The 25261-nt window shown below is 68.6% G+C and carries 20 protein-coding genes, 2 tRNA genes and 1 pseudogene; 10 read left to right on the top strand and 13 right to left on the bottom strand.

Features of this window, described 5'->3' with window-relative positions; all coding sequences use genetic code 11:
• Nucleotides 1-174 precede the first annotated feature (174 nt).
• Nucleotides 175-705, top strand: coding sequence for a hypothetical protein (locus DJ82_RS01600; protein ID WP_241881370.1), 531 nt, complete (start codon nt 175-177; stop codon nt 703-705).
• A 266-nt stretch (nt 706-971) separates the two neighbouring features.
• Here DJ82_RS01600 and DJ82_RS01605 read toward each other — a convergent pair.
• From DJ82_RS01605 to DJ82_RS01620, 4 genes are all read right to left on the bottom strand, one after another.
• Nucleotides 972-1079, bottom strand: a tRNA-Leu gene (locus tag DJ82_RS01605).
• Between the two features lie 85 nt (nt 1080-1164).
• Nucleotides 1165-1248, bottom strand: a tRNA-Leu gene (locus DJ82_RS01610).
• Nucleotides 1249-1333: 85 nt separating this feature from the next.
• Nucleotides 1334-2539 (bottom strand): endonuclease/exonuclease/phosphatase family protein, encoded by a 1206-nt coding sequence (locus DJ82_RS01615; protein WP_094580903.1) that lies wholly within the window; start codon nt 2537-2539, stop codon nt 1334-1336.
• A 100-nt stretch (nt 2540-2639) separates the two neighbouring features.
• The gene (locus DJ82_RS01620; RefSeq protein WP_094580904.1) at nt 2640-3557 is read right to left on the bottom strand and encodes an EamA family transporter; all 918 of its coding nucleotides are present in this window, start codon (nt 3555-3557) and stop codon (nt 2640-2642) included.
• A gap of 118 nt (nt 3558-3675) precedes the next feature.
• On the opposite strand from DJ82_RS01620, the gene DJ82_RS01625 reads away from it, so the two are divergent.
• Both DJ82_RS01625 and DJ82_RS01630 read left to right on the top strand, forming a co-directional pair.
• On the top strand, nt 3676-4236 hold the full coding sequence (locus DJ82_RS01625; RefSeq protein WP_094580905.1) for a DUF309 domain-containing protein: 561 nt from the start codon (nt 3676-3678) through the stop codon (nt 4234-4236).
• A gap of 105 nt (nt 4237-4341) precedes the next feature.
• The gene (locus DJ82_RS01630; protein WP_094523779.1) at nt 4342-5145 is read left to right on the top strand and encodes a succinylglutamate desuccinylase/aspartoacylase family protein; all 804 of its coding nucleotides are present in this window, start codon (nt 4342-4344) and stop codon (nt 5143-5145) included.
• Nucleotides 5146-5164: 19 nt separating this feature from the next.
• On the opposite strand, the gene DJ82_RS01635 is transcribed toward DJ82_RS01630, so the two are convergent.
• Nucleotides 5165-5560: a cupin domain-containing protein gene (locus DJ82_RS01635; RefSeq protein WP_094580906.1), complete on the bottom strand. Its 396-nt coding sequence runs from the start codon at nt 5558-5560 to the stop codon at nt 5165-5167.
• A 135-nt stretch (nt 5561-5695) separates the two neighbouring features.
• On the opposite strand from DJ82_RS01635, the gene DJ82_RS01640 reads away from it, so the two are divergent.
• Nucleotides 5696-6877 (top strand): M50 family metallopeptidase, encoded by a 1182-nt coding sequence (locus tag DJ82_RS01640; protein WP_094523777.1) that lies wholly within the window; start codon nt 5696-5698, stop codon nt 6875-6877.
• Between the two features lie 91 nt (nt 6878-6968).
• The gene (locus DJ82_RS01645; RefSeq protein WP_094580907.1) at nt 6969-7235 is read left to right on the top strand and encodes a glutaredoxin family protein; all 267 of its coding nucleotides are present in this window, start codon (nt 6969-6971) and stop codon (nt 7233-7235) included.
• 54 nt (nt 7236-7289) lie between these two features.
• Here the strand turns inward: DJ82_RS01645 and DJ82_RS01650 are convergent.
• Nucleotides 7290-8408, bottom strand: a pseudogene (locus tag DJ82_RS01650) (DUF1508 domain-containing protein); the annotation flags it as partial.
• Nucleotides 8409-8524: 116 nt separating this feature from the next.
• Between DJ82_RS01650 and DJ82_RS01655 the strand changes: the two are divergent.
• Both DJ82_RS01655 and ligA read left to right on the top strand, forming a co-directional pair.
• Nucleotides 8525-9688: an amidohydrolase family protein gene (locus tag DJ82_RS01655; RefSeq protein WP_094527305.1), complete on the top strand. Its 1164-nt coding sequence runs from the start codon at nt 8525-8527 to the stop codon at nt 9686-9688.
• 93 nt (nt 9689-9781) lie between these two features.
• Nucleotides 9782-11959, top strand: coding sequence for an NAD-dependent DNA ligase LigA (ligA, locus tag DJ82_RS01660; protein WP_094523773.1), 2178 nt, complete (start codon nt 9782-9784; stop codon nt 11957-11959).
• Between the two features lie 55 nt (nt 11960-12014).
• Here the strand turns inward: ligA and DJ82_RS01665 are convergent, their stop codons facing one another.
• Nucleotides 12015-13430 (bottom strand): GntP family permease, encoded by a 1416-nt coding sequence (locus DJ82_RS01665; protein ID WP_094580909.1) that lies wholly within the window; start codon nt 13428-13430, stop codon nt 12015-12017.
• 307 nt (nt 13431-13737) lie between these two features.
• Here DJ82_RS01665 and DJ82_RS01670 point away from each other — a divergent pair, with 307 nt between their 5' ends.
• A complete protein-coding gene (locus DJ82_RS01670; RefSeq protein ID WP_241881371.1) occupies nt 13738-14766 on the top strand; it encodes an ABC transporter ATP-binding protein in 1029 nt (342 codons plus the stop codon).
• Complete coding sequence (locus DJ82_RS01675) at nt 14763-15593, top strand: ABC transporter permease (RefSeq protein WP_094523771.1); 831 nt, start codon at nt 14763-14765, stop codon at nt 15591-15593. The genes DJ82_RS01670 and DJ82_RS01675 overlap by 4 nt, the downstream gene beginning before the upstream one ends.
• A gap of 25 nt (nt 15594-15618) precedes the next feature.
• On the opposite strand, the gene DJ82_RS01680 is transcribed toward DJ82_RS01675, so the two are convergent.
• Nucleotides 15619-16923: an O-acetylhomoserine aminocarboxypropyltransferase/cysteine synthase family protein gene (locus DJ82_RS01680; RefSeq protein WP_094580910.1), complete on the bottom strand. Its 1305-nt coding sequence runs from the start codon at nt 16921-16923 to the stop codon at nt 15619-15621.
• A gap of 143 nt (nt 16924-17066) precedes the next feature.
• Between DJ82_RS01680 and DJ82_RS01685 the strand changes: the two genes are divergently transcribed.
• Nucleotides 17067-18296, top strand: a complete 1230-nt coding sequence (locus tag DJ82_RS01685; protein ID WP_094580911.1) for an SPFH domain-containing protein — start codon at nt 17067-17069, stop codon at nt 18294-18296.
• Between the two features lie 183 nt (nt 18297-18479).
• Here the strand turns inward: DJ82_RS01685 and DJ82_RS01690 are convergent, their stop codons facing one another.
• The 5 genes from DJ82_RS01690 to uvrB all read right to left on the bottom strand — a co-directional run bounded on the left by DJ82_RS01690 (nt 18480) and on the right by uvrB (nt 25232).
• On the bottom strand, nt 18480-20168 hold the full coding sequence (locus tag DJ82_RS01690) for a ribonucleoside-diphosphate reductase subunit alpha (protein ID WP_094580912.1): 1689 nt from the start codon (nt 20166-20168) through the stop codon (nt 18480-18482).
• A gap of 2 nt (nt 20169-20170) precedes the next feature.
• Nucleotides 20171-21199, bottom strand: a complete 1029-nt coding sequence (locus tag DJ82_RS01695) for a ribonucleotide-diphosphate reductase subunit beta (RefSeq protein WP_094522870.1) — start codon at nt 21197-21199, stop codon at nt 20171-20173.
• 548 nt (nt 21200-21747) lie between these two features.
• Nucleotides 21748-22347 carry a hypothetical protein gene (locus DJ82_RS01700; RefSeq protein WP_094522868.1) on the bottom strand — a complete coding sequence of 200 codons (600 nt, stop codon included), beginning with the start codon at nt 22345-22347 and terminating at the stop codon, nt 21748-21750.
• 124 nt (nt 22348-22471) lie between these two features.
• Nucleotides 22472-23002: a hypothetical protein gene (locus DJ82_RS01705; RefSeq protein ID WP_094522866.1), complete on the bottom strand. Its 531-nt coding sequence runs from the start codon at nt 23000-23002 to the stop codon at nt 22472-22474.
• Between the two features lie 175 nt (nt 23003-23177).
• A complete protein-coding gene (gene uvrB / locus DJ82_RS01710) occupies nt 23178-25232 on the bottom strand; it encodes an excinuclease ABC subunit UvrB (RefSeq protein WP_094580913.1) in 2055 nt (684 codons plus the stop codon).
• Nucleotides 25233-25261: the final 29 nt, after the last annotated feature.

A 25261-nucleotide genomic window follows, 5' to 3' on the forward strand; every position in this document is an offset into this window, starting at 1 on the left:
GTCGAGGGCCAGCGGGAGGTCGACGCCCTCGAAGTCGGAGTCCGTCGTCGCAGTCGCCGACGGGTCGCCGCCGATGCGCGCCTACACCCCGCGAGGCCCGCGACGCCGACGCCGGCCGGCGACGCGGAGCCAGTCCGCGTGGTCCGTTCGGTCAAATGGTGGTCCGTCGACGGTATGGATAAAAAGGCATGGCGCTCGGACGGGCGGCAGGGCGGCCGCGGAACGATCGCGGCGAAAGCACTCGTGGCTCGCGGCCGCACCGCTCGCCGTCATGAACTTGTCCCCCGATACCCCCGCGGTCGCGGCGTCGCCGCGGTCGCGACCGCCGTGACGCGTCGCTCCGCCGCCCTGCTCGTCGGGTCGTCGATACCGAGTCCGTCGGCGGAGCGCATCGCGCTGTACACGCTCGGCGGGCGCTTCGTCTCGTTCCTCTTGATCTACGGCCTCCTGCTCGGCGTCGCCGTCGCGGGCGGGAGTCGCCGGGCGTCGACCGACGGCGACGGGTCGACCGCGCTGGCGACGGGCGTCGTCGCCGCGGTCGCGTACCTCGTCGCGAGCGCCGCCCTGCTGGTCGTCCTCGATCCGAACCGCGTCCTCACGAACGCGGTCGCCGGGGTCGGCTCCGCCGTCGGCGTCGGCGTCCAGCTGGCCGTCGTCGTCTTCGCCGGGCTCGCGCTGGCGGACCGTCGGCAAACCGGTGCGTAAAGGGCATAAGACGACGAAGTGACCTTCCCGCGGCTCGTCGGTTCGAGTGTGAGATTTTGCGAGGGAAGAGCGCTCCGAGAGCGTCTTCCGCATCACGGGGGTGGACCCCGGCGATGCGAGGGGAGGGATTTGAACCACGGTCGCGCCAGAGGCGCTCCCTGATTCAAATCCTCCCCCCTTGTGCATTCGCGCGTTGTGGACGCGCTCATGCGAGGGGAGGGATTTGAACCCACGGACCTCCGCGAGACGGTCCGGCTCGCTTCACTCGCCGGCTGCGACTCGCGTGCTCTCGTTCGCTCGCGGTGCTCGCTCACGAGACCTCTACAGGAGCGGATCTTGAGTCCGCCGCCGTTTCCGGGCTTGGCGACGCCGGCGGCTAGGAGTGAATCGAGTGTGAGATTTTGCGAGGGAAGAGCGCTCCGAGAGCGTCTTCCGCATCACGGGGGTGGACCCCGGCGATGCGAGGGGAGGGATTTGAACCCACGGACCTCTACAGGAGCGGATCTTGAGTCCGCCGCCGTTTCCGGGCTTGGCTACCCTCGCACGCAGGCGGACCGACGCCCCCGCGGAGATTTAAACCACCGATTTCCGCGCCGGCGACCCGCGGGGGACGCGCTCGCGGGACCCGTTACTCCGGAGCGACGTCCGCCCACACGAGACGGTGGTCGGAGGCGGCGGTCACGTCGTCCGAGAGCCCGCGCTTGTTCGCGTTCGCGCTCGGCCAGACGACAGAAGACGAACGCAGGGAGAGATCCGGCGAGGGAAGCACCCAGTCGACGTGGGCGATGCCGAACTCGCCGAAGTCCGCCGTCGCGTCCGGGTCGCCCTTCTGTGCCCCGCCGGGGCTGGTGGGAAGGCTGCGGCTGTCGAAGTCGTCGTTCTCGATGAAGTACTTCGTCGCCGGGTCGAGCGGCTCGTCGCCGGGGCCGGCGTTCATGTCGCCGAGGAGAACGTATGAGGCGTCGTCGCTAAGCCCGCCCTCCGTTCCGGAGTCGTCGTAGATGTAGTCCGCGCCGGAGACGTAGTCCGCCCAGAACCGGTTCTCGTCGTGGTTCCAGCGACCGTTGAAGTTGTTGGCTCCGTCGAAGCCGGTCGGCGTCGGGTGTGAGAACAGGCCGTGGACGGTGTCGCCGTCGACGTCGAACGGCACGTCGATGTGCGTCTTCGAGGAGAGCCGGAAGGCGCCAAGCTCCGCCTCGGTCAGGTAGATATTCCCTTCCGGGGTGTCGACACCGTCGTCGTCCGCGAGCGGGATCAGGTTGTCGGGCATGTCCGCCCACAGGAGCTCCTGGAACGACCGGATCGCGTCCTCGTCGAACGGGTACCTGCTCGCGATGCCGAACGCGTACTGGCCGGGATAGACCCCGAATCCGAAGGCGTCGTCGGGACGCTCGCCGGCGACGCCGTCCTTGTTGAAGTCGTAGTCGTCCTCCGAGAGGAGTCCGGTGTTGCTCTCGGGCTGAAGGGTGTACTCGTACTTGATCCCCTCCAGGTTCTTCCTCTGCGGCTCGCTGAGGTAGTTGTCGACGAACGCCTCGACGTTGGTCTGATCCGTGGGGACGGAGTCGTCGACCGTCGCCTCCTGAACGTTGTTCGCGAGCTCGTTGACGACGAGCACGTCCGGGTCGATCTCCTGTATCACGCGGGCGGCGGCCGCCGCGTGTTCGTCGCCCTTCTCCTGTACCTGGCCCGTCTCGAAGTTTTCGACGTTGAACGCGGCGAACCGCGGGATGGGCGCGTTGCCCCGCCCCGCGGCGGTGCCGACGATGCCGAGCACGGTCGCGGCCCCCCCGATCGCTTTGAGCACGCTCCGCCGTGAGGTATCGTGTGGCATGCGACCGCTTATTTTATTTATCAGATGTTAAATTTTTAAATATACCCCAATTATCTAATGATAATATATTCGGCGTCGGACGGGCGGACTCGCCGCGCCCTCACAGCGCGATCATCGAGACGCCGACGACCGCGAGGAGTGCGGCGACGAGGCGGACGCGGAAGTAACGCTCGCCGAGGAGGATCCCGCCGAGCACGACGGCGATAATCGCCTGCGTGTTGATCACGGGCGAGGCGACGCTCGCGGGGAGCGACGCGAACGCGACGGTGGTCAGGTGCTCGCCGAGCGCGACGAGCGCGCCGGCCGCGAGGAACTTCGGCGCGTCGCGGCGGGTCACGGCGGGCGGATTCCGGATCGCGGCGGGGAGCAGCACTAGCCCGGCCCCCGCGAGGAGCAGCGGCACCCACAGCGTCCCGGGGATCGCGAGCTCCTGGAGGGCCACGCGCTTCCCGAGGTCGGCGAGGGCGTAACACGCCGCGCTCACCAGGGCGAGCTGAGCGGGCCGAGAGTGGACGGCGCCGACCAGCGGCGCGAGCAGGCTCCCGGGCTCGTAGTTCGCCACGTAGACGGCCGCCGTGGCGACGACGACGCCCGCGACCTGGATCGGCGCGAGCACCTCGCCGAGCAGCAGCACCTCCAGCGGGAGCACGAACATCGGGACGACCTTGTTGATCGGGGTCACGTAGGAGACGTCGCCGAGAGCGATCGCCCGGAGGAAGAGCACGAACGCGGCCGCGGTCGCCGCCGCGGTCCCGGCGACGACGGCGACCGCCGCTGGGTCGACCGCCGCCATCGACCGGGCGATCCGCCCGGGCGCGGCGGGCGGGTCGCTCGCGATCGCCGCCCCGCCGAGGTCGTTCGTCGCGACGGTCACCGGGAGGAACCACGCGATCGCCGCCGCGTTTATCAGCACCGTGAGCCCGGCGGGCGGATACCCCGAGAACGAGCGCTTCAACACGAATATGTAGCTCCCCCACACGAATGCGGCCCCGATCGCGGAGAGGAGCCGGAAGTCCATCGACCGGTTCGACGTCGGCCGCAGGAAAGAGGCGTTCGATCCCGGCCGCGTCGCGCGCGCGGTCGGGCGCGACCCGGGCCGCGAAACGGTTACGTCGTTGGGCCCGAGAGGCGTTCGCATGGACGAACACACCCGGGACCCCGGCGTCGCTCCCGCGCTCGGGAACCCGACCGGGTGGCACGCGGGCGGCGACGAGGCGGACCGGTCGGGCGACGGCGACGCGGACGCCGACCCCGCCGGCGACGCCCGGGTCGCCGGCGGCCACTGGGAGCACGCCACGCTCCGCCGGGCGACCGAACACGGCGTCAGACTGTTCAACGCCGGCGCGTACCACGAGTCGCACGACTGCTTCGAGGACGAGTGGTACAATTACGGGAGCGGGACGACGGAGAGCGCCTTCCTCCACGGGATGGTGCAGGTCGCCGCGGGCGCGTACAAGCACGTCGACTTCGAGAACGACGACGGGATGCGGTCGCTGTTCGAGACCGCCCTGCAGTACCTCCGCGGCGTCCCGGACGACTTCTACGGCGTCGACGTCGCCGAGGTGCGCGCGGCGCTCCGGGCCGCGCTCGACGATCCGGCCGCGCTCGACGGCTGGAAGATCTCGCTGGACGACGCCCGCCCGGAGGCGTACCCGGCGGACTACGAGTACGCCGAGCGGGTCGACGAGGCGCACTGAGGGGCGCCGACGAGGGAGGCTGAGGGGCGTCGACGAGGGGTGACGCGCCGTCCGAGCGCGGCGGCGATCCGAACGCGACTTACCCGCCGAGCGCGTCCGACGGGTATGGACGTGTACGAACTGGGCGAGGGCGAGCCCGAGGTCGCGGTCGTCGGCGCGATCCACGGCGACGAGCCCTGCGGCGCCCGCGCGGTCCGACGGCTCCTCGACAGCGACGTCGACGTCGAGCGCCCCGTGCGCCTGATCGTCGCCAACGAGGCGGCGCTCGACGCCGGTGTGCGCTACCTCGACGCCGACCTCAACCGGGCGTTCCCCGGCGACCCGGAGTCGGCCGCCCACGAGGAGCGACTGGCCGCCGAGCTCCTCCCCGAGGTCGAGGGGTGTACCACCCTCGCGATCCACTCGACGCAGTCGTCCGCGGAGCCGTTCGCGGTGATCGACTCGATGGACGAGGTCACCCGCGCGGTCGCTCCGCACCTCCCTGTCGACGTCGTCATCGAGACCGACGCCTTCACCGAGGGCCGGCTCATCGAGCACCCGCACACGCTCGAGGTGGAGGCCGGCCTGCAGGGGTCCGACGGGGCCGCGGACAACGCCTACTGGCTGACGCGGGCGTTCCTGGCCGCCACCGGGGCGCTCCCGGCGCCGGGGGCCGAAGACGTGGTCGACGCGGGCGGCCGCGACGACGTCGAGGTGTTCCGGCTCCGCGACCGGATCCCGAAGCCGGACGCCGAGCGGTACGAGGTGTTCGCGCGCAACTTCGAGCGCGTCGAGGTCGGCGAGGCCTTCGCGGCCGCCGGCGACGAGCAGCTCCGCGCCGACGAGCCCTTCTATCCCGTGTTGCTGTCGCCGTACGGCTACCGCGACCAGTTCGGCTACGTCGCCGACCGGGTCGGGACGATCGAGTGAGCGGCGAGGGAGCGACGGGTCACTCGACGAGTTCGATCGCGTCGTCGCCGTTCGGCACCGCGCAGATGAACGCCCCCGTCTCGTCGCCGTCGTTCCGGTACCAGTGCTCGACGCCGGCCGGGATGAGGAGCGCGTCACCCGGAGAAACGGCGTGCTCCGTCTCGCCGATCCCGACCACGTACTCGCCGGCGAGCACGTACTGCTCGTGTTCGACCGCGTTCGTGTGACGCGGGACCGCGGCGCCCGACGCGATCTCGAACCGCCGCATCGCGAAGTGCGGGGCGCCGTCCGACTCGTCTAAGAGCACGCCCTTCCGGAGCCCGTCCGCGGCGTCGACCGCCTCGTACCCGACCTCGTCGCCGCGTTTCAGGACCGCGTCCGATGCGCTCGCCGCTGCGTCAGTGGAGTCTCCCATACCGACCGATCGGCGGCAAGGTGTTTATAAACGACGGCGGCGCGCGTCGGCGCCGGTCGGGCCGAGTCACCGTCGCGGGTTCTCGGGAGCGTCGGCGTCAGGACGTTTAACCTCCCACCCGACGTATTCGGAGGCATGCGTGGACTCAAGATCGGGACGGCGCTGGGGATCCCGGTCAGGCTCAACTGGACGTTCCTGATCGTGTTGCCGCTGTTCGCCTACCTCATCGGCTCGCAGATCGAGATGATCGCCGACGTGATGAACGAGTCGCTCGGCGCCGGCATCGACCCGGCCGCGCTCGCCGGGGGGCTCACGCCGTGGGCCCTCGGGCTGGCGGCGGCGGTCGGGCTGTTCGCCGGCGTCCTCCTCCACGAGTTCGGCCACTCGATCGTCGCCATGCGGTACGGCTACGAGATCGAATCGATCACGCTGTGGCTGCTCGGCGGGCTCGCCAGCTTCAGCGAGTTCCCCGAGGACTGGAAACACGAGTTCTGGATCGCGATCGCGGGGCCGGTCGTCAGCATCGCGGTCGGCGCCGGCTGTTACGCCGTGTTCGTCCTGGCGCCGGTCGGGTCGAACGCGGTGTTGTTCGTGTTCGGCTACCTCGCGCTGTTGAACGTGGTGCTCGCCGTCTTCAACATGCTTCCGGCGTTCCCGATGGACGGCGGGCGCGTCCTCCGCGCGCTCCTGGCCCGGAACCAGCCGCACGCGCAGGCGACCCAGCGCGCCGCCGCGGTCGGAAAGGCGTTCGCGTTCGTCATGGGGCTCATCGGGCTGTTCAACTTCCAGCTGCTGTTGATCGTCCTCGCCTTCTTCATCTACATCGCCGCCTCCGGCGAGGCCCAGCAGACCACGCTGAAGGCCGCCTTCGAGGACGTCACCGTCGGCGACGTGATGACCGGCCGCGAGGACCTCCACACCGTGCGCGAGAACACCTCGGTCGCCGAGCTGATGAGCCGGATGTTCGAGGAGCGGCACACGGGGTACCCCGTGCTCCGCGGCGAGAGCCTCGTCGGGATGGTGACCCTGGAAGACGCGCGGTCGGTCCGGGAGGTGGAGCGCGACGCGTACACCGTCGGCGACGTGATGGCGACGAACGTCGTCGCCGTCGGCCCGGAGACCGACGCGATGACCGCCCTCCAGACGATGCAGGAGAACGGCGTCGGCCGTCTGCCCGTCGTCGACCGCCAGGAGCGGCTCGTCGGGATCATCTCCCGCTCGGACCTGATGACCGCGTTCAACATCATCCAGACGGGCGGCACCCCGAGCATCATCAGCGGGCGGCGACAGATCGGCGACGACCCCGACGTGTTCTGAGGCGGACCGAGTCCGCGTCGCGTCCACCGACGCGCGGCGGCGCCGATCGGCGACCGAAAGCGACTCGTCGTCGACGACACTACCCGCTCGCATGAGCGATACGGACGCGTCGGTCCCGGTCACGGTGTACACCCGCGAGGACTGCGCCCTTTGTGACGCCGCGCGGGAGACGATCGAGGAGACCGCCGCCGGGCTCGACGTGGCGATCGACCTCGAGATGGTCGACGTCGACGAGGACCCCGAACTCGCCGACGAGTACGGCGAACGCGTCCCCTACGTGCTGGTCGACGGGCACCCGGCGTTCAAGTACGAAGTCGACGAGCGCGAGCTGCGGCTGAAGCTGCTCGCGGCGTCCTGAACGGCTGAAAAAAAACGGCTCGGCCGGCGACCGCTACGCGACCGTCTCCTCGCCGGCGCCCGGAGCGTTCGTCTTCAGGTTCGTGACGGCCTCGACCGCGTTCGACCGGGAGGCGTACCCCTGGCCGGAGTCGGCCACGATGTTCCCGTTGCGGTGCCGGAGCCGCCAGCGCCACTCCCCGCCCGCGTCCTCGAACAGCTCGAACGTCGCCGCGCTCTCGATCCCCTCGTCCTCGCTCGGAACCGCCACGGCCGGCTCGTCGGCGTCCTCGGGTTCCGGCCCGTCGTCGGCCGCGACGGCCTCCGCCTCCTCGACCGGCGTCTCGATCCGGAGGAGCCCGGCGCCGCGCGCGTTCCGCCGGACGCTGTGGAGCCCCTGCTGTGCCTTCCCGCGGCTGCTGTACCCCTGGCCCGACGTCGCGATCACGTTCCCGTTGCGGTGTCGGAGCCGCCAGCGCGGCTTCCCGCCCGCGTCCGTGAACAGCTCGAAGCGGGCCTTGCTCTCGCGGAGCGACGCCGCCTCGTCGCGCGCGACCGCGACCTCCGCGTCGAGGTCCTCCGCGCGCTCCTCGGCGGCGGCCAACTCCTCTCGCGTCGACGCCAGTTCGTCGCGGACCGACGCCAGGTCAGCCTCCGTCGACGAGAGCTCCTCGCGGGTGGCCTCCAGTTCGGCGCTCGTCTCGTCGCGCTCCGCCGTCGCGGCGGCCGTCTCGTCGCGCATCTGCTCGTAGTCCTCGTACACCGGATCGGAGAGCAGCGGGACGACCGTCCCCGCGAGCCCGATGAGGAGCAGCCCGACCCCGTACAGCGTGATCACGGTCGAATCGCCGGAGGCGGTGAACCACCCATCGGGGAAGATGTTCACGAACCACACGACGCCGAGGACGCTCACCGCCGTCCCGAGGTAGCCGAGGTACGTTCCGGTCCGGCGTAGCGGGAAGCGTATCACCGCCCCGAGCATGACGAACGGCGGCGCCAGCGCGGTCAGCGCGTACGCGATGCCGGGGGTCGTCGTCGCCGACTCGGTGACGAAGAACAGCGCGACGCCGGCGAGCCCGAGCAGCACGCCGACCCCGAACAGCCAGTAACCGTTCACCTCGTCGCTCGTGGTCGGCTCGCCGATCCGTCGCGCGTACAGTCCGCCGCCACGGTCCGGGTTGTCAGGAGTTGGCATGGGTGCGGAGACTTTGACCGTCGGTTTATTACTGATGGTGTGTGACACGATAACAAGTGTAAATTCCGGACTACCGCGACCCGAGCGTTTACCCGTCGAACGGTCCCCCATATGGTATGTACGTACTCCGAGGCGGACGGGTCGTCGACGCGGCGGGGAGTCGCGAGGCAGACGTGGCAATCGCGGACGGCGAGATCGTCGCGGTCGGCGACGACGTCGACGACGCGGGTGACGTCGACGAGGAGATCGACGCCGCCCGGAAGACCGTCGCGCCCGGGCTGATCGACGCGCACGTCCACGTGATGATGGACGGCCGCCCGGACGTCTCGACCGCGGTGTCGGAGAGCGACTACGCCGCGAGCTACCGCGCCGCGAGCAACCTGCGGGCGGCGGTCGAGGCCGGAGTCACGACGGTCCGCGACCTCGGGAGCAGAGGAACGCTCGCGCTCGACGCGGGCGAGGCGGTCGCCGAGGGCGAACTCGACGGCGCGCGGGTGCTCGCGTGCGGTCGCAACGTGATCATGACGGGCGGCCACGGCAACTGGTTCGGGCGCGAGGCCGACGGGCCGGCGGAGGTCCGGAAGGCGGCCCGCGAGCAGCTGAAGGCGGGCGCGGACGTGCTCAAGTGCATGGCGACCGGCGGCGTCCTCACCGAGGGCGCGGTGACGGGCGCCCCCGAGCTGACGCCCGAGGAGCTGGCGGCGTTCACCGACGCGGCCGCGCCGACCGACACGCCGACCGCGGCCCACGCCCACGGCGAAGCGGGGATCAAGAACGCCGTCGAGGCCGGGATCACGAGCGTCGAACACGGCACCTTCATGGACCGTGAGGCCGCCGAAATGATGGCCGACCGGGGCACCTACTGGGTGCCGACCGCGAGCGCGCTCCGCGGCATCGTCGACAACGGGATCGAGGCCGGGATCCCCGAGGACGCCGTGGCGAAGGCCGAGGACGCCGCCGACCGCTTCGACGACGCGTGGGACCACGCGCTCGACGCCGACGTGCCGATCGCGATGGGCACCGACGCGGGCACGCCGTTCAATTTCTTCGAGGACATTCCCCAAGAGCTGGCGTACATGGTCGACTACGGCCTCTCCCCGGAGGCGGCGCTGGAGGCCGCCACCGTCAACGCCGCCGACCTGCTCGGGCTCGACGACGTCGGCCGCGTCGAGGCCGGGTACCGCGCCGACCTCGTCCTCCTCGACGCGGACCCGACCGAAGACGTCGAGGCGTGGCGGGAGCCGGCGGCGGTGTTCGCCGCCGGCGACCGGGTCGCGTAGGGCGGGGACCGGACCGCGACCGGGGGCGATCGACTGGAGTCCGATCGCCCGCGAACGGTCGCTTTTAACCCGAGCCGCCGCAAGGATCGGTCGATGACGAGCGCGCAATCCGGGTCGTCGCCCCGGCACGCGGACCCGGACGAGAACCCCTACGTCGAGTCGCCGCCGACCGACTTCGAGCCGGTCGAGGAGCTCTCGACCGAGGACGCCGCCGAGCAGGCCTCCCTGCTCCGGGCGGCGGTCCGGGAGCACGACCACCGGTACTACGTCGAGGCGGACCCGCTGGTCTCCGACGAGACGTACGACCGGCTGTTCGCCCGGCTCAAAGAGCTGGAGGACGCGTTCGACCTCCCGACCGACGGCTCGCCTACCCGCCGCGTCGGCGGCGAGCCGCTCGACGAACTGGAGACCGTCGAGCACGTCGCGCCGATGCGCTCCATCGACAACGCGACGGAGGCGGAGGCGGTCCGCGAGTTCGACGAGCGCGTCCGGCGCGGGCTCGACGCCGAGGGGTTCGACCCCGACGACGTCGCGTACGTCTGCGAGCCGAAGTTCGACGGCCTCTCCGTCGAGGTGGTGTACGAGGACGGCGTCTACGCCCGCGCCGCGACTCGCGGCGACGGCCTCGAGGGCGACGACGTCACCGAGCAGGTGCGGACGATCCGCTCGGTTCCGGGCCGGCTCCGCGGTGACCCGCCGGGGACGCTGGCGGTCCGCGGCGAGGTGTACATGCCCCGCGACGCGTTCGACGCGTACAACGAGGAGCGGATCGAACGCGGCGAGGAACCGTTCGCGAACCCCCGCAACGCCGCGGCCGGGACCCTCCGACAGCTCGACCCCGCGGTCGTCGCCGAGCGCCCGCTCGACGTCTTCTTCTTCGACGTGTTGGCGTGGGAGGCCGGCGACGGGGCGGCGGAAGGGGCAGAGGGCGACGACGCCGAGCCGCCGGAGCGCCCCGACACCCATTGGGCCGAGTTCGACGCGTTCGACGCGTTCGGGCTCCGCCGCGCCGACCGGGTCGAGCGCGTCGGCGACATCGAGGGCGCGCTCGACTACCGCGAGCGCCTCATGGCCGAGCGCGACGACCTCGACTACGAGATCGACGGCGTCGTGATCGCGGCCGACGACCGGGCGCACCGCGAGGCGCTCGGGTCGACCTCGCGGGCGCCGCGCTGGGCGTTCGCGTACAAGTTCCCGCCCCGAACCGCGACGACGACGGTGGAGGGTATCACCGTGCAGGTCGGGCGGACGGGCCGGCTCACCCCCGTCGCCGAGCTCGCCCCCGTCGACGTCGGCGGCGTCACCGTCTCGCGGGCGACCCTCCACAACCCCGCCGAGATCGAGACGCTCGGCGTGAACGTCGGCGACCGCGTGCGGATCTACCGCGCCGGCGACGTGATCCCGTACGTCCCCGAGGTCGTCGAGAAGCGCTCCGAGGGCGCGTACGAGTTCCCCGAGGCGTGTCCGGTCTGCGAGGCCCCCGTCGAGCGCGACGGCCCGCTCGCCTTCTGCACCGGCGGGCTCGGCTGCCCGGCGCAGCTGGAGCGGGCGGTCGAACACTGGGCGCGGCGGGACGCGCTCGACGTCGAGGGGCTGGGTCCCGAGCGCGTCGAGCAGCTCCGCGAGGCCGGGCTCGTGGAGTCGCTGCCGGACCTCTACGACCTGACCGTCGAGGAGCTCGCCGCGCTGGAGGGGTGGGGAGAGACGAGCGCCGAGAACCTCGTCGCGGAGCTGGAGGCGACGAAGGAGCCGCCGCTCGGCGACTTCCTCGCCGGGCTCGGGATCCCGGACGTGGGCGCGACGACCGCCCGCGCGCTCGCGGCGGCGTTCGGCGACCTCGACGCGGTCCTCGACGCCGACGAGGCGGCGCTTCGCGAGGTCGACGACGTCGGTCCAGAGGTGGCCGAGTCGATCCGGGCGTTCCTCGACAGCGACGAGAATCGGGCGGCCATCGAGGGGCTCCGCGAGCGCGGCGTCGAGCCCGAGTCGGTCGAGGTCGAGGCCGGCGACGCGCTCGACGGGCTCACGTTCGTCTTCACCGGGTCGCTGTCGGCGACGCGGAGCGAGGCGCAGGCGCACGTGGAGGCGCACGGGGCGAACGCCACGTCGAGCGTGTCGGGCAACACAGACTACCTCGTCGCCGGCGAGAGCCCCGGGCGGTCGAAGCGAAGTGACGCCGACGCCGAGGGCGTCCCCGTGCTCGACGAGGACGCCTTCGCCGACCTCCTCGCCGAGCGCGGGGTCGCGTGGCCGCCCGAGGACGACGGGTAGCGCCGAGGGTCACCCGGTCGGCGTCGGCGGGAAAACGGACGCCGAGTCGACCGCGTCAGGCCAGCGGGAGGACCGCGGAGACGATCAGCACGGTGACGAGCCCCGTCACCGAGATGATCGTCGTCAGCGCGGTCCAAGTCTTCAGCGTCTCCGTCTTGGTGAGCCCCCCGATCTCGCTGACGAGCCAGAACCCGGAGTCGTTGAACCACGAGAAGATGTTCCCGCCGGCGCCGATGACCATCACGAGGTAGGCCGGGTGGACGGTCAGCTGCCCGGTAAGCGGCGCCATGATCCCGGCGGCGGTGAGCATCGCGGCCGTGGCCGACCCCTGTGCGATGCGCACGATCGCGGCGATGAGCCACGCCGTGACGAGCAGACCGACCCCCACCTCTTGGAGCGCGCCGGCCAGGTAGTCACCGATGCCGGAGGCCGCGAGCAGCGCGCCGAACGCGCCGCCGGCCGCCGTGATCGCGGCGATGTTCCCGCCGCTTTTCAGGGCCTCGGTGAGCTCGTCGCTCCACTCGCTCCGGCTCATGGTGTCGTAGCGGTAGAACGTGTACGCGGCCGCGAGCGCGGCGACCGTCAGCGCGACGTTCTTGTTTCCGATGAAGTCCGTGATCGGCTGTACCGAGGCCAGGGCCGGAATCGCCTCCTGGAACGTGTTAACGAACGTCGACGACGCTATCAGCAGGACCGCCAGTAGGATCGGCGCCAGCGATTCGAGCATTCCCGGAAGCTCGCTGGTCGGCCGGTCCGCGGCCGCCTGTAACTCCTCCGTCGAGGTCGCCATCGTGTCACGCAGCGGGATGTCGAGTCGGCTGTTGATCCAGCGTCCGTACACGAGCCCGGAGACGATCGCCGCCGGAATGGCGGTCACCAGTCCGATGACGATCGTCGTGAACAGGTTGCTTCCGATCTGGTCGGCGACCGCGAGCGGGCCGGGCGTGGGCGGGACGAACACGTGCGTCGTCGCGGCCCCCGCGCCGACGTCGACGATGAACAGGGTGTAGTCGCGGCCGACTCGGGCGCGCATCGACCGTGCGAGCGGCGCCATCAGGTAGAACACGCTGTCGAAGAAGACCGGAACCGCGAGCACCGAACTGCTCCCGAGCAGCGCGATATCGGAATTACTCTCGCCGAGTACGCCCTGGAACCCGCGAACGACCCGCTGTGCCGCGCCGCTCTCCAGCATTCCCTTCCCGATGACCGCCGCCATGAGGATCGGTATCCCGATCCCAGCCATTCCGTTCCCGAACGCCGTCGCGACCTCACTCCCGGCGTCCGCGGCGGTGAAGTCCGCGACGAAGATCGTGTTTACCACGCCGACTAGGAACGCCGAGATGATCAGCCCGATGAACGCCGGGAGGTCCAGCCACACGAGCAGCGCGACGACAAGTATCAAACTAATTATAAATGTTAATAATGGACTGTGAGCGAACTGAACAGTCGACTGGAGTGGTACGGGAAGCATCCCGATCGACCTCCCGAAGAGTATTAATTAAAATTTGTGGACTCTACCCGCCGAGTCGGCCTAAAAGTCTCAAATTCTAAATGCGTTCGATCCGTCGTCGAAGCGTCGACGGTGAGGTACGAGTAATAGTCATATTATGTAGGTTTATTTTTTTACTTCAACTGAGCAATCACTTTCGGTTTCCGAGTCCGAGCGTCGCGGGCGTTCGGCGCGTGCTGCACCGCTCGGCTTGGCGACGCCGCTACGCGCCGCTGCCTGGCCGACGAGACCCGCAACCCTTTATCGCGAGACGCGGGAACGGGAGTGTATGACCGCCATCGAGCTGCGTGGCGTGCGGAAGGAGTTCGGCGACGTCACGGCCGTCCGTGACCTCGACCTCACCGTACAGGAGGGCGAGGTGTACGGGTTTCTCGGCCCGAACGGCGCCGGCAAGTCGACGACGATCGACATGCTGCTCGACCTCGTCCGCCCGACCGCGGGGACGGTGCGCGTCCTCGGACGCGACGCCACCGGCGACGGGGTCGCGATCCGGCGGCGGACCGGGGTGCTCCCGGACGGGTTCGCCGTGTACGACCGGCTCTCCGGGCGGAAGCACGTCGAGTTCGCGGTCCGATCGAAGGAGGCCGACGACGACCCAGACGCCCTGTTAGAGCGCGTGGGGCTGCTCGACGACGCCGACCGGAAGGCCGGCGGCTACTCGAAGGGGATGCGCCAGCGGCTCGCGCTCGCGATGGCGCTCGTCGGCGAGCCCGACCTGCTCGTCCTCGACGAGCCCTCCTCCGGGCTCGACCCCGCGGGCGCGAAGGAGATGCGAGAGATCGTCCAGCGCGAGGCCGACCGCGGCGCGACCGTCTTCTTCTCCTCGCACATCCTCGAACAGGTCGACGCCGTCTGCGACCGCGTCGGGATCCTCCGCGACGGCGAGCTCGTCGCCGAGGACTCCGTCGAGGGCCTCCGCGAGGCCGTCGGCGGCGAGGAGACGCTGGAGATATCGGTCGGCGACGCGAGCGGGACGGGCGGTGCGAGCGACGCGGCAGTCGAGGCGGTCCACGCGGTCGACGGCGGCAGCCGCGTCGACCGCGACGGCGACGCGCTCGTCGTGAGCTGCGCCGACGGCGCGAAGACACGCGTCATCGCCGCGCTGGAGGACGCCGGCGTCGACGTCGCCGACTTCCACACCCGGGAGGCGTCGCTGGAAGACCTGTTCCTGGCGTACACGGAAGGCGACGCGGCGGAAGGCGACGCGGCGGAGGGCGACGCGGCTGAGGGCGACGCGGCGGGATCCGACGGCGGACGGCCCGGCTCGGTCGCTCCGGACGAGGAGGTGGCCGAATGACCCTCGCCGCCATCGCGGAGAAGGACTTCCAAGACGCGGTGCGCTCGCGGGGGATGATCGCTCTCGTGGCGCTGTTCTCGCTACTCGTCGCCGTCTTCGCGTTCGTGATCAGGCCGACGGGACAGGGCGAGCAGTTCGCGACGGAGCTCCTCCTCCGCTTCTTCGTCAGACCGTTCCTCGTGACGACGCTCGTCCCCCTCGTCGCGGTCGTGATCGGCTACAACGCCGTGAGCGGCGAGCGCGAGTCCGGATCCCTGAAGCTGCTCCTCTCGCTGCCGCACTCGCGGGCCGACGTCGTCTTCGGGAAGGTCGTCGGCCGCGGCGCCGCGCTGTCGGTCGCGGTGTTCGTCGGGTTCCTGCTCCCCGCCGCCGTGCTGGCCGTGCTCGCGCAGACCGGGGGGATCGCGGCGTTCAACGTCGGCTCGTACTTCGGGTTCACCGTCTTCGCCGCGGTGCTCGGGGTCGTCTTCGTCGCGATCGCGGTCGGCTGCTCGGCCGCCGCGTCGACCCAGCGGCGCGCCCTGATCGGCGGCGTCTCGATCTACGTCCTGTTCGTGCTGCTGTGGGGTGCCGTCACCGGCCAGTTCCTCGGCGCCGCCGGCGGGATCGTCGACCCGCTCCCGGTGTCGACGGAGCAGGTCCGGACGTTCCTCCGGGTGTCGAACCCGACGACCGGCGTCGAGATCCTGTCGAACGCGTTCCTCGGCGGGCAGCTGTTCGCGGGCGAGACCGTCAACCGACAGATATCGGCGGCGTCGATGCTCGTGTTCTGGACGGTCGCGCCGCCGCTGGTCGGGCTCTGGAAGTTCGACGCCGACGACTTATAAACGAAGGCGGCCGTCTCGCGGCCGGTTACGCCGTCGCGCGCTCGATCGCCGCTTCGAGGTCGGCGACGATGTCGGCGGGGTCCTCGATGCCGACGGAGAGCCGCACCATGTCACCGGTGACGCCGGCGTCCTCCTGTTCTGCTTCGGTCAACTGCTGGTGAGTCGTCGACGCCGGGTGGATGACGAGCGTCTTCGCGTCGCCCACGTTCGCCAGCAGCGACGCGAGGTCGGCGTTCTCGACGGTGCCCTTCGCGGCCTCGTAGCCGCCCTCCAGCCCGAAGGTGATCATGCCGCCGTAGCCGCCCTCCAAGTACTCGCTCGCCTCCGCGTGGGTCTCGTGGCTCTCCAGTCCGGGGTAGTTCACCCACGCCACGTCCCCGTGCTCGTCGAGGTACTCCGCGACGATGCCGGCGTTCTCGCAGTGGCGGTCCATTCGGAGGGGAAGCGACTCCGTCTGCTGGAGCGTGTTCCACGCGTCGAACGGCGACTGCTGGTTCCCCAAGTCGCGCAGCCCGCGGGTGACCGCCGCGAAGGTGAACGCCGCCTCGCCGAACGCGTCGACGTAGTTGATCCCGTGGTACGCGGGGTTGTCCTGCGCGATCTCCGGGAACTTCTCGGGGTACTCGCCCCACGGGAAGGAGCCGCCGTCGACGAGGACGCCGCCGACGGTGGTGCCGTTGCCGGTGAGCCACTTCGTCGTCGACTCCCAGACGAGGTCAGCGCCGTGGTCGAGCGGGCGGCAGAGGTACGGCGTCGCGAACGTGTTGTCGACGAACAGCGGGGCGCCGTGCTCGTGGGCGATGTCGGCGATCCGCTGGATGTCCGGCGTGACGAGGGCGGGGTTCCCGATGGTTTCGATGTGGACGTAGGCGGTGTCCTCGTCGATGGCGTCGGCGTATCCCTCGTAGTCGAGCGGGTCGACGAACCGCGTCGAGACCCCGCGCCGCTCGACGGAGTGGGTGAGGTAGGTGTAGGTGCCGCCGTACAGCGCCGACGAGGAGACGATGTTGTCGCCCGCGGACGCGAGCATGAACGTCGCCAGGTCGAGCGACGCCATCCCGGAAGCGGTGGCGATCGCGCCGACGCCGTTCTCCAGGGAGGCGAGCCGCTCTTCGAGGGCGCCGTTCGTCGGGTTCATGATCCGGGAGTAGACGTTGCCGGCCTCCTCCAGCGCGAACAGCCGGGCGGCGTGGTCGGCGTCCTCGAACTCGTAGGACGTCGTCTGGTAGATGGGCGTGGCCCGGGCGCCGGTCGCCGGGTCCGGGTCGGAGCCGGCGTGGACGCTTCGGGTGCGGAACTCGCGGTCGGGCTGGTCCTCGTCGGATGGCATGGATCGACGTGGGCCCGCCACGTATTTAACTGCGCCCGCAGTTGCCGGCGTTACCGGTTTCTCGGAGACGGCATCGTGGCGTGGCACCGCTGCCGCGCCCGACTCGTGCGAACCGTTAACAGCGTCGAACCGTAACTCAAGTTATGGGAACCCAAGGTCCGCGCGGCGAGACCCTCGAGCTAGAGGACGCGGTCGGCGGTATCCCGGACGCCGTCTGGCAGTACACGGCGCTCGGCGCCGCCCTCCTCGTCGCTTTCGCCCTCCTCAGCCAGAGCCTCGTCTTCGGCGTCGGAGCGCTCGCGGTGTTGCTGGCGGCGGTCACGGTCGTCAGCGCGGTCGAGATCGTCGACGCCTACGAAAAGGAGGCGCTCACGGTGTTCGGCGAGTACCGGAAGCTCCTCCAGCCGGGCGTCCACCTCATTCCGCCGTTCGTCTCCCGGACGTACGCGTTCGACATGCGGACGCAGACGCTCGACGTCCCGCAGCAGGAGGCGATCACGCGGGACAACTCGCCGGTGACGGCGGACGCGGTCGTCTACATCAAGGTGATGGACGCGAAGAAGGCGTTCCTCGAGGTGGACGACTACAAGAAGGCGGTCTCGAACCTCGCGCAGACCACGCTCCGGGCCGTCCTCGGCGACATGGAGCTCGACGACACGCTCTCCCGTCGCGACCAGATCAACGACCGCATCAACGAGGAGTTAGACGAGCCGACCGACGAGTGGGGGATCCGCGTCGAGGCCGTCGAGGTCCGCGAAGTGAGTCCCTCGCAGGAGGTCCAGCGGGCGATGGAACAACAGACCGGTGCCGAGCGCCGCCGCCGCGCGATGATCCTCGAGGCGCAGGGGGACCGCCGCTCGGCGGTCGAGCAGGCCGAGGGTGACAAGCAGTCGAACATCATCCGGGCGCAGGGGGAAAAGCAGAGCCAGATCCTCGAGGCGCAGGGGGACGCGATCTCGACGGTCCTCCGGGCGCGGTCCGCGGAGTCGATGGGCGAGCGCGCCATCATCGAGCGCGGGATGGAGACGCTCGAAGAGATCGGCAAGGGCGAATCGACGACGTTCGTCCTCCCGCAGGAGCTCACCAGCCTCGTCGGCCGCTACGGCAAGGCGCTCTCCGGCTCCGACGTCCAGCAGATGGAGGGGTTAGAGAGCAAGGAGTTCGACGAGGAGACGGAGAAGATGCTCGGCTTGGAGGACATCGAGAGCGCCCTCGAACAACTCGACACCGTCGCCGACAGCGATCTACGGACCGACGAGACCCGCGACGCGGACACGGCCCGCGACGTCGACCTCGCCCGTCAGGAGGGAGAGACCCGCGAGGCCGACCGGGATGTCGAGCTGGAGGCCGAGAGCGAGCGCCCGGGGACGTAAGCCCGACTCGCGGCTGCCGCACGTCGTCGACAGAGAAGCTCGCCGGAACCACGATCGCGCCGCCGCACGGGTCGCTGACGTTCCCAGAGCCGAAGACGCCCACCTCGAGGCGGACCGGGACATCGATCTGGAGTCGGAGTCTGGGAGTGACTGAGACGGTAGGCGAGCCGCCACGAGTAGCGATCAGCTTTCACAGGCTCTACACTCGAGAATATCTCGACTGAATTTCTGTGCGGCATTCACGCTGTGCTGATAGTAGAGGCTCTTGACCCCTTTTTTCCAAGCTTCTATGTAGAGCTGATTGATCTCCTTGACGCTCACTTCACTCGGATCGATCGAGATGTTCACGCTCTGTGCTTGGTCTATGTGTTTCTGTCTCTGTGCCGCCTGATTGATGATCGCCATCTGCGGTATCTCGGCGAAGGTCTTGAACACCTCTTTCTCTTCGTCCGTCAGACACTCGAGATGTCGAACGCTCCCGTCCTTATTGGCGATGCTGTCCCAGACTTCGCGGGTGTCTCTGCCCCGCTCCGCCAGTATCGCCTGAAGGAATCTGTTTTTTTGCGTCGACTTTAGCTTCGCACCGTCTCGCACGAAGTAGTTCGATTTCAGCGGCTCGATGCTCGGACTGACCTGACCCAGAATGACGCTGCTCGATTTCGTCGGAGCCACGCTCATCGTCGTCGTGTTCCGCCTGCCGTAGCCCTCGAGAACCTCCGGCTCCCCGAACTCATCCGCAAGCGCTTCACTCGCCTCGTAGCTCCGCTCTTTGATGATCCGGAAGATCTCCCCGTTCTTCTCCATCGCCTCCATGCTGTCGAAGGGGATCATGTTGCTCTGGAGGTAGCTGTGCCACCCGAGGACGCCGATCCCTATCGCTCTGTGTCTCTTCGCGAACCGCACGGCCCGCTCCATGAACTGTACTCCCTCCGTGCGCTGGATGAATTCCTCCATCACCGCGTCCAGGAATCGCGTCAGAGTCTCCACTGCATCGGTATCCTTCCATTCGTCGTAGTGGAGAGCGTTCATACTTGAGAGACAGCAGACGAAGCTCTCGTCCGCCGTGGCCGGCAGCGCTATCTCGGTACACAGGTTGGACGCGTTTATCTGGTAATCCTTGTCCTTGTAGACCTGTGGCTTCCCCTCGTTCATGTTCCCCCGGAAGATTATATACGGAACGCCGATATTGATCCGGGTCTCGATAATGTCCGCCCAAGTCTCTCGCTTCTCTTCATCGCCGTCAATCATCGCCTGAAACCAGTCGTCACCGATGATGACTCCGTAGTAGATGTCCTGTACTGGGTCCCCTTCGGTTTTGATGTTAAGCCATTCTTCCAGGTCGTCGTGTTCGACGTCGATGTAGCCGGCGAACTGCCCCCGCCGGGTTTCGCCCTGGCTGATGACGTTGATGATCGTATCGAACAGCTCTGTGAAGCTGTAACTCCCGTTGCTCTTGCCGTTGTTCGTTATCGGACTGCCTCGCGGCCGCAGCTCACCGAAGTACCCGCTCGTGCCGCCGCCCTGCTTGGTCATCTCACCCACCTCGGCTTGGGTGTAGAGAATGCTCTCGATGCTATCCTCCATGTAGCTGCCGAAGCAACTGATAGGAAGGCCTCTGTCCAGTCCGAAGTTGGACCACACCGGGCTCGCGAGACTATAGAAGCCCCGACTCATGTACTCGTAAAACTTGTCCGCGAAGCCCTCCTCACCGAGGATCTCTTCGGCGCGCTCCGCTATCTGCCTGACTCTCTCTTCCGCTTCGACGCCCTCGATCAGGTACCCCTCTCTGAGAAACTCCCTACTGTCCTCGTTCAGCCAGTAGAACGGTTCCGTATGCTGTTGCTCAACGCTTTCGAATTCTGTTTGTGCCATTGTTAGAACATGTCCTCGGCGGTAACGCTCTGCGTGTGTTTGTTGTACGTGGTCGACCGCTTGCTGAAGAAGTCGTTGTCCTTGGTCATCATAATGTCCTCGTCGAACCAGCGCGTCTCCTCAAGCAGGTCGTCGTCCGTCTCGAATATCGGTTCCACGCCGACGGTTTCTAGACTCTGATTGAACCGGTCTCGCAGAAACGCGTCGACGTGCGCTCGAGGAAGGAACTCCAGCTCGCCGTCAGCAAATATCCAATTCAGAATCTCCAGCTCTGCCTCGTAGGCCTGCCGACAGGCCTCTTGGACGTCCTCCTCAAAGTCGTCATCGAAGAGGTCCGGGTTCTCCTCGCTGATCGTCTCCACCAGCTCAATCCCGAACAGACCGTGAATCTGCTCCTCTTTGCTGGTTGCTTCGACGGCGTTCGCTATCCCCGTGAACTTCTTTTCGTGCTTGTCGAAGCTCGTCATTATGAGGAACTGGCTGAATAGCGAGACGTGTTCGACGAACGTACTGAACAGCAGGATGCTCATCACGTACTCCCGTTCGTCATCGCTCTCGCTCTTCTCCAGATACTCATCGAGATACTCGATCCGCTCTTTGATCGCCGGCTCCTCAGTTACCTGCTCGAAATCGTCCGTGATTCCTAAGACGTCGAGTAGGTGACTGTAGGCGTCCATGTGCCGCACCTCGCTTTCCGCAAAGGTCATACCCACGTTCCCGACCTCGGCTTTGGGCATCTCCTCGTAGATATCCGACCAAAACGTCTTCACTTGCACCTCGATCTGCGCGATAGCCAACATCGTCCGCTTGATAACGGTCTGCTCAGCAGGAGTCGTGTTGACCCTGAAGTCTTGGACATCTCCGTCGAAATTAAACTCCGTGTGTACCCAGTAGCTGTTCCGGATCGCCTCGACGTAGTCGAGAAACTCGCTGTACTCGTAGGGCTTCAGCTGTTTTCTCTCCGAGAAGATGTCCGTCTCTATGTCTGCGCCTGTACTCGCGTTCGTGTTTGCGTTTTCGCTTTCACTCATCGTTGGTCATCTCAAACGTGACCGATTGCGTTGAATTGCCTCTGCCACTGTCTAGCATCAGTCTGGTGAGTCCGACCGCAGTCGTGTCGCTCGGGAGACGGTCTTACAGCGTGACGTGAGTGTAGCCGTGTGAACCGTATCGGACCACACAGACTCCACCGGTATAAGTATTACCAACAAAATTGCAGTATAACAAGTTCACTTTCACACTAGGAGGGCGGAGTCGTTCCTCCGATCCACGAATGGGCGGTGCCGAGACGGGGACTGAGCGGTAATCTCCGGTTACGGGTGGTCGCTACAGTGCCCAACTGGCGGCGTCAAGCACCCGCGTAGTCCAGTCGCGATGACTCCGCCGAGCAGTTCGGCGAGGAGCGCGAACCCGGAGCCGGACGCGAGCGAGAGACCGACGAGACGTGAGACTCGGACGACGTCGACCTCACCCGGCAGGAGGAGGAGACCTGCGAGGCCGACCGCGACGTCGAGCTGGAGGCCGAGAGCGAGCGCCCGGGGAACTAGGGTCGGAGTCGGTCTCGAACGAATCCGGGCCGTCAGGGGCGCCAGTTCGCCGGATCGACCGCCCAGAGCGCGCCCACCGCGAGGACGCCGGCGACGCCCCCGGCGACGAGAGCGAGCACCGAGCCGGGGACGGCGACGACCGAGGCGAGCAGCAGGACCGCGGCGACGAGCAGCGCGACCGTGTCCTCCGTGGTCGACGCGCGCACGACGGGCGCCACCGCCCCGCCGACGACGGCGCCGGCCGCGACCGCGGCGGGCGGACCGGAGCGCAGCGCCGCGAGCGACTCCGGAAGGCCAAACGCGGCGAGGGACGCCCCGAAGCCCGCACCGATCCCCGCGCCGAGCGCGAGCGCGCCGACGGCACCGAGCGCGGGCGCGAGGAGGGCGGTCCGCGCGGAGAGGTCGGCGTCGACGAGCGCGGCCCCGCCGGAGACCACCAGTACCGACCCGGCCGCGAGGAGCGCGGGCGCGACCAACAGCGAGACCGGGGACGGCACGACGAAGTCTGGGGTGCCGGACGCGGTCGCCGATCCGGGGACGACCGCGGGCGCGACGGTGGCGGCGCCCGCGAACGCGGCGCCGGCGACCGCGAGCAGGACGAGTCCGAGGAGGCGGCGGCGGAGAGCTGTCATACCGACGGGAACGTCGCCGGGACACAAAACGATCGCGGGACTGAGACGGGATCGGTGCCGGGATGCGAGGGGCGCGACGCGGGTCGGCGGCGCGCGATCTGAACGCGTCGCCCGCGGCGGGGCCCTACACGGTCACGCCGGCGCGGTCGCCGTCGATCGAGACGACGACGCGCTCGGGCGGTCCCCGCTCGTCCGTCAGTCGGATCAGGAGGGTCTTGACGACCGGGTCGTCGGTGTCGACGTCGCCGCGGACGCCGACTCGGTCGACGGCGATCCGGAGCGAGCGGTCGCCGGTGCGGCTGATCGCACCGAGTCGGAGCGCGACGGCCGGCGCCGTGAGCCGCTGGGCGACGACGAGCACGGCCTCCCCGTCGTCGTCGACGAAGGCGGTCGCGTCGACGAACGCCCGCGTCTCCGTCGCGTCGGGACGGAGCGCGCTCCTCGCCTCCGCGCTCGATCGGAAGGAGGCGGCGTGGGTGATGATCTCCGCGGGACGGTCGAGGACGCTCTGTCCGTCGACCAGCGGGTTCCCGTCGATGGAGCGGCTCCGGACGCCGAGGTCGCGGGGCGTCGACGCCGCGAGGTCGTGGAGGCGGTCGACGCACCCCGCCGTGGCGGCGGTGAGGGCGCCGACGACGACCGCGCGGCGGTGCATGTGACGGGCTCTGACGGTCGGAGATAAAACCCCGTCGTCGCGCGTCTCGGCGCGTGAGAATCGGGCGGACGCGGGGCGATCGGAGGCGTCGAACCGAGGGCGTGGAAGCGGGACGGTCGAGCCGGGTCGAGCGAGACGGTCGAGACGGACGGCCGAGACGGATCGGCGCGCCGGCCTACTCGTCGACCATCGGCGCGGGCACGCCTCCGTCGTCGGCGTCGAGTTCGAAGGCCCGGCGGAGCTCGGCGATCCGGTCGCGGATGTCCGCGGCGAGTTCGAACTCCAGGTTGCTCGCGGCCTCCTCCATCCGGTCTTCGAGCGCCTCGATCTGCGCTTCGGCCTCGTCTTCGCTCTCGACGTCGCCGACGCTGACCGACGAGGTGTCCGTCTTCGACCCCGGGAGGTTCGTCTCGCCGACCGGCTTGTCGATCGTCGTCGCCTCGTAGCCGTGCTCGGCGTTGTACTCCAGTTGGATCTCGCGGCGGCGCTGGGTCTCCTCGATCGCCGCCTCCATCGAGTCGGCCATCCGGTCGGCGTAGAGGACGACCTCGCCGTTGACGTTGCGGGCGGCCCGCCCCATCGTCTGGACGAGAGTCGTCGTCGAGCGGAGGAACCCCTCCTGGTCGGCGTCGAGGATCGCGACGAGCGAGACCTCCGGAATGTCGAGCCCCTCGCGGAGCAGGTTGATCCCGACGAGCACGTCGATGTTGCCGAGCCGGAGGTCGCGGATGATCTCGTGGCGCTCGAGGGTGTCCGTCTCGTCGTGCATGTACGCCACGTCGACGCCGGCCTCCTCGAAGTACTCCGTGAGGTCCTCGGCCATCCGCTTGGTGAGCGTGGTGACGAGGACGCGCTCGTCGCGCTCGATCCGGTCGTCGACCCGATCGAGGAGGTCCTCGACCTGCCCGGTCGCCCCCGTCACCTCCACCTTCGGGTCGACGAGATGGGTCGGCCGGACGATCTGCTCGACGATGCGGTCGGAGGTCTCGCGCTCGTAGTCGCTCGGGGTCGCCGAGACGTAGAGGGTCCGGTCCGTCTTCTCCTCGAACTCCTCGAAGGTGAGCGGACGGTTGTCGTAGGCGGTCGGGAGCCGGAACCCGTTCTCGACGAGCGAGTCCTTCCGGGACTTGTCCCCCTCGTACTGCCCTTTGATCTGGGGGATCGTCTGGTGGGACTCGTCGATCACGGTGAGGAAGTCGTCGGGGAAGTAGTCGAGGAGGGTGTAGGGGGCGTCGCCCGACTCCCGGTCGTCCATGTGCACCGAGTAGTTCTCGATCCCCGAACAGTAGCCCGCCTCCCGGAGCATCTCGATGTCGAAGGTGGTCCGCTCCTCGATGCGCTGGGCGGCGACCAGATCGCCCTGCCGCTCGAAGTAGCTGACCCGTTTCTCCATCAGGTCCTCGATCTCCGCGATCGCCTGCTCCAGCTGGTCGTCGGGGATCGAGTAGTGCTCGGCGGGGTGAAGCATGACCGCGGGCTCCTCGCTCACGACCTCGCCTTTCATCGGGTCGACCTTGATCATGCGGTCTATCTCGTCGCCCCACAGCTCCACCCGGACCGCGTACCGCCCGTACATCGGGTAGATCTCGACGGTGTCGCCGCGGACGCGGAAGGTGCCCTGCGTGAAGTCCACGTCGTTGCGCTCGTAGTTCAGGTCGACGAGCCGGGCGAGCAGCTCCTCGCGGCCGACCTCCTCGCCGACCTCCAGGCGGAGCGCCATGTCGCGGTAGTTCTGCGGGTCGCCGAGCCCGTAGATGGCCGAGACCGAGGCGACGACGATCACGTCGTCGCGGGTGAGCAGGGAGCGGGTCGCGGAGTGGCGGAGGCGGTCGATCTCCTCGTTTATCGACATCTCCTTGTCGATGAACGTGTCCGTCTGCTCGACGTACGCCTCCGGCTGGTAGTAGTCGTAGTAGGAGACGAAGTACTCGACGGCGTTGTCCGGGAACAGCTCGCGGAACTCCTCGTACAGCTGGGCCGCGAGCGTCTTGTTGTGGGCCAACACGAGCGTCGGCTGGTCCAGCTCCTCGGCGACCCACGAGACGGTGTTCGTCTTCCCGGAGCCGGTGACGCCGAGGAGGGTCTGCTTGTCGGCGCCCGACTCGTACCCCTCGACCAGCTGTTCGATCGCCTCGGGCTGGTCGCCCGCGGGCTCGAACGGGGCGTCGACCCGGAGCGGGCGGTCGACGGTCGGGCGGTCCTCCGAGAGGGGAGAGTCGGCGTCGCTCACGATACGCGTCGTTGGGTGGCGAGACACTT

It is taken from the genome of Halorubrum sp. Ib24, assembly GCF_002252745.1.
GTDB lineage: Archaea > Halobacteriota > Halobacteria > Halobacteriales > Haloferacaceae > Halorubrum.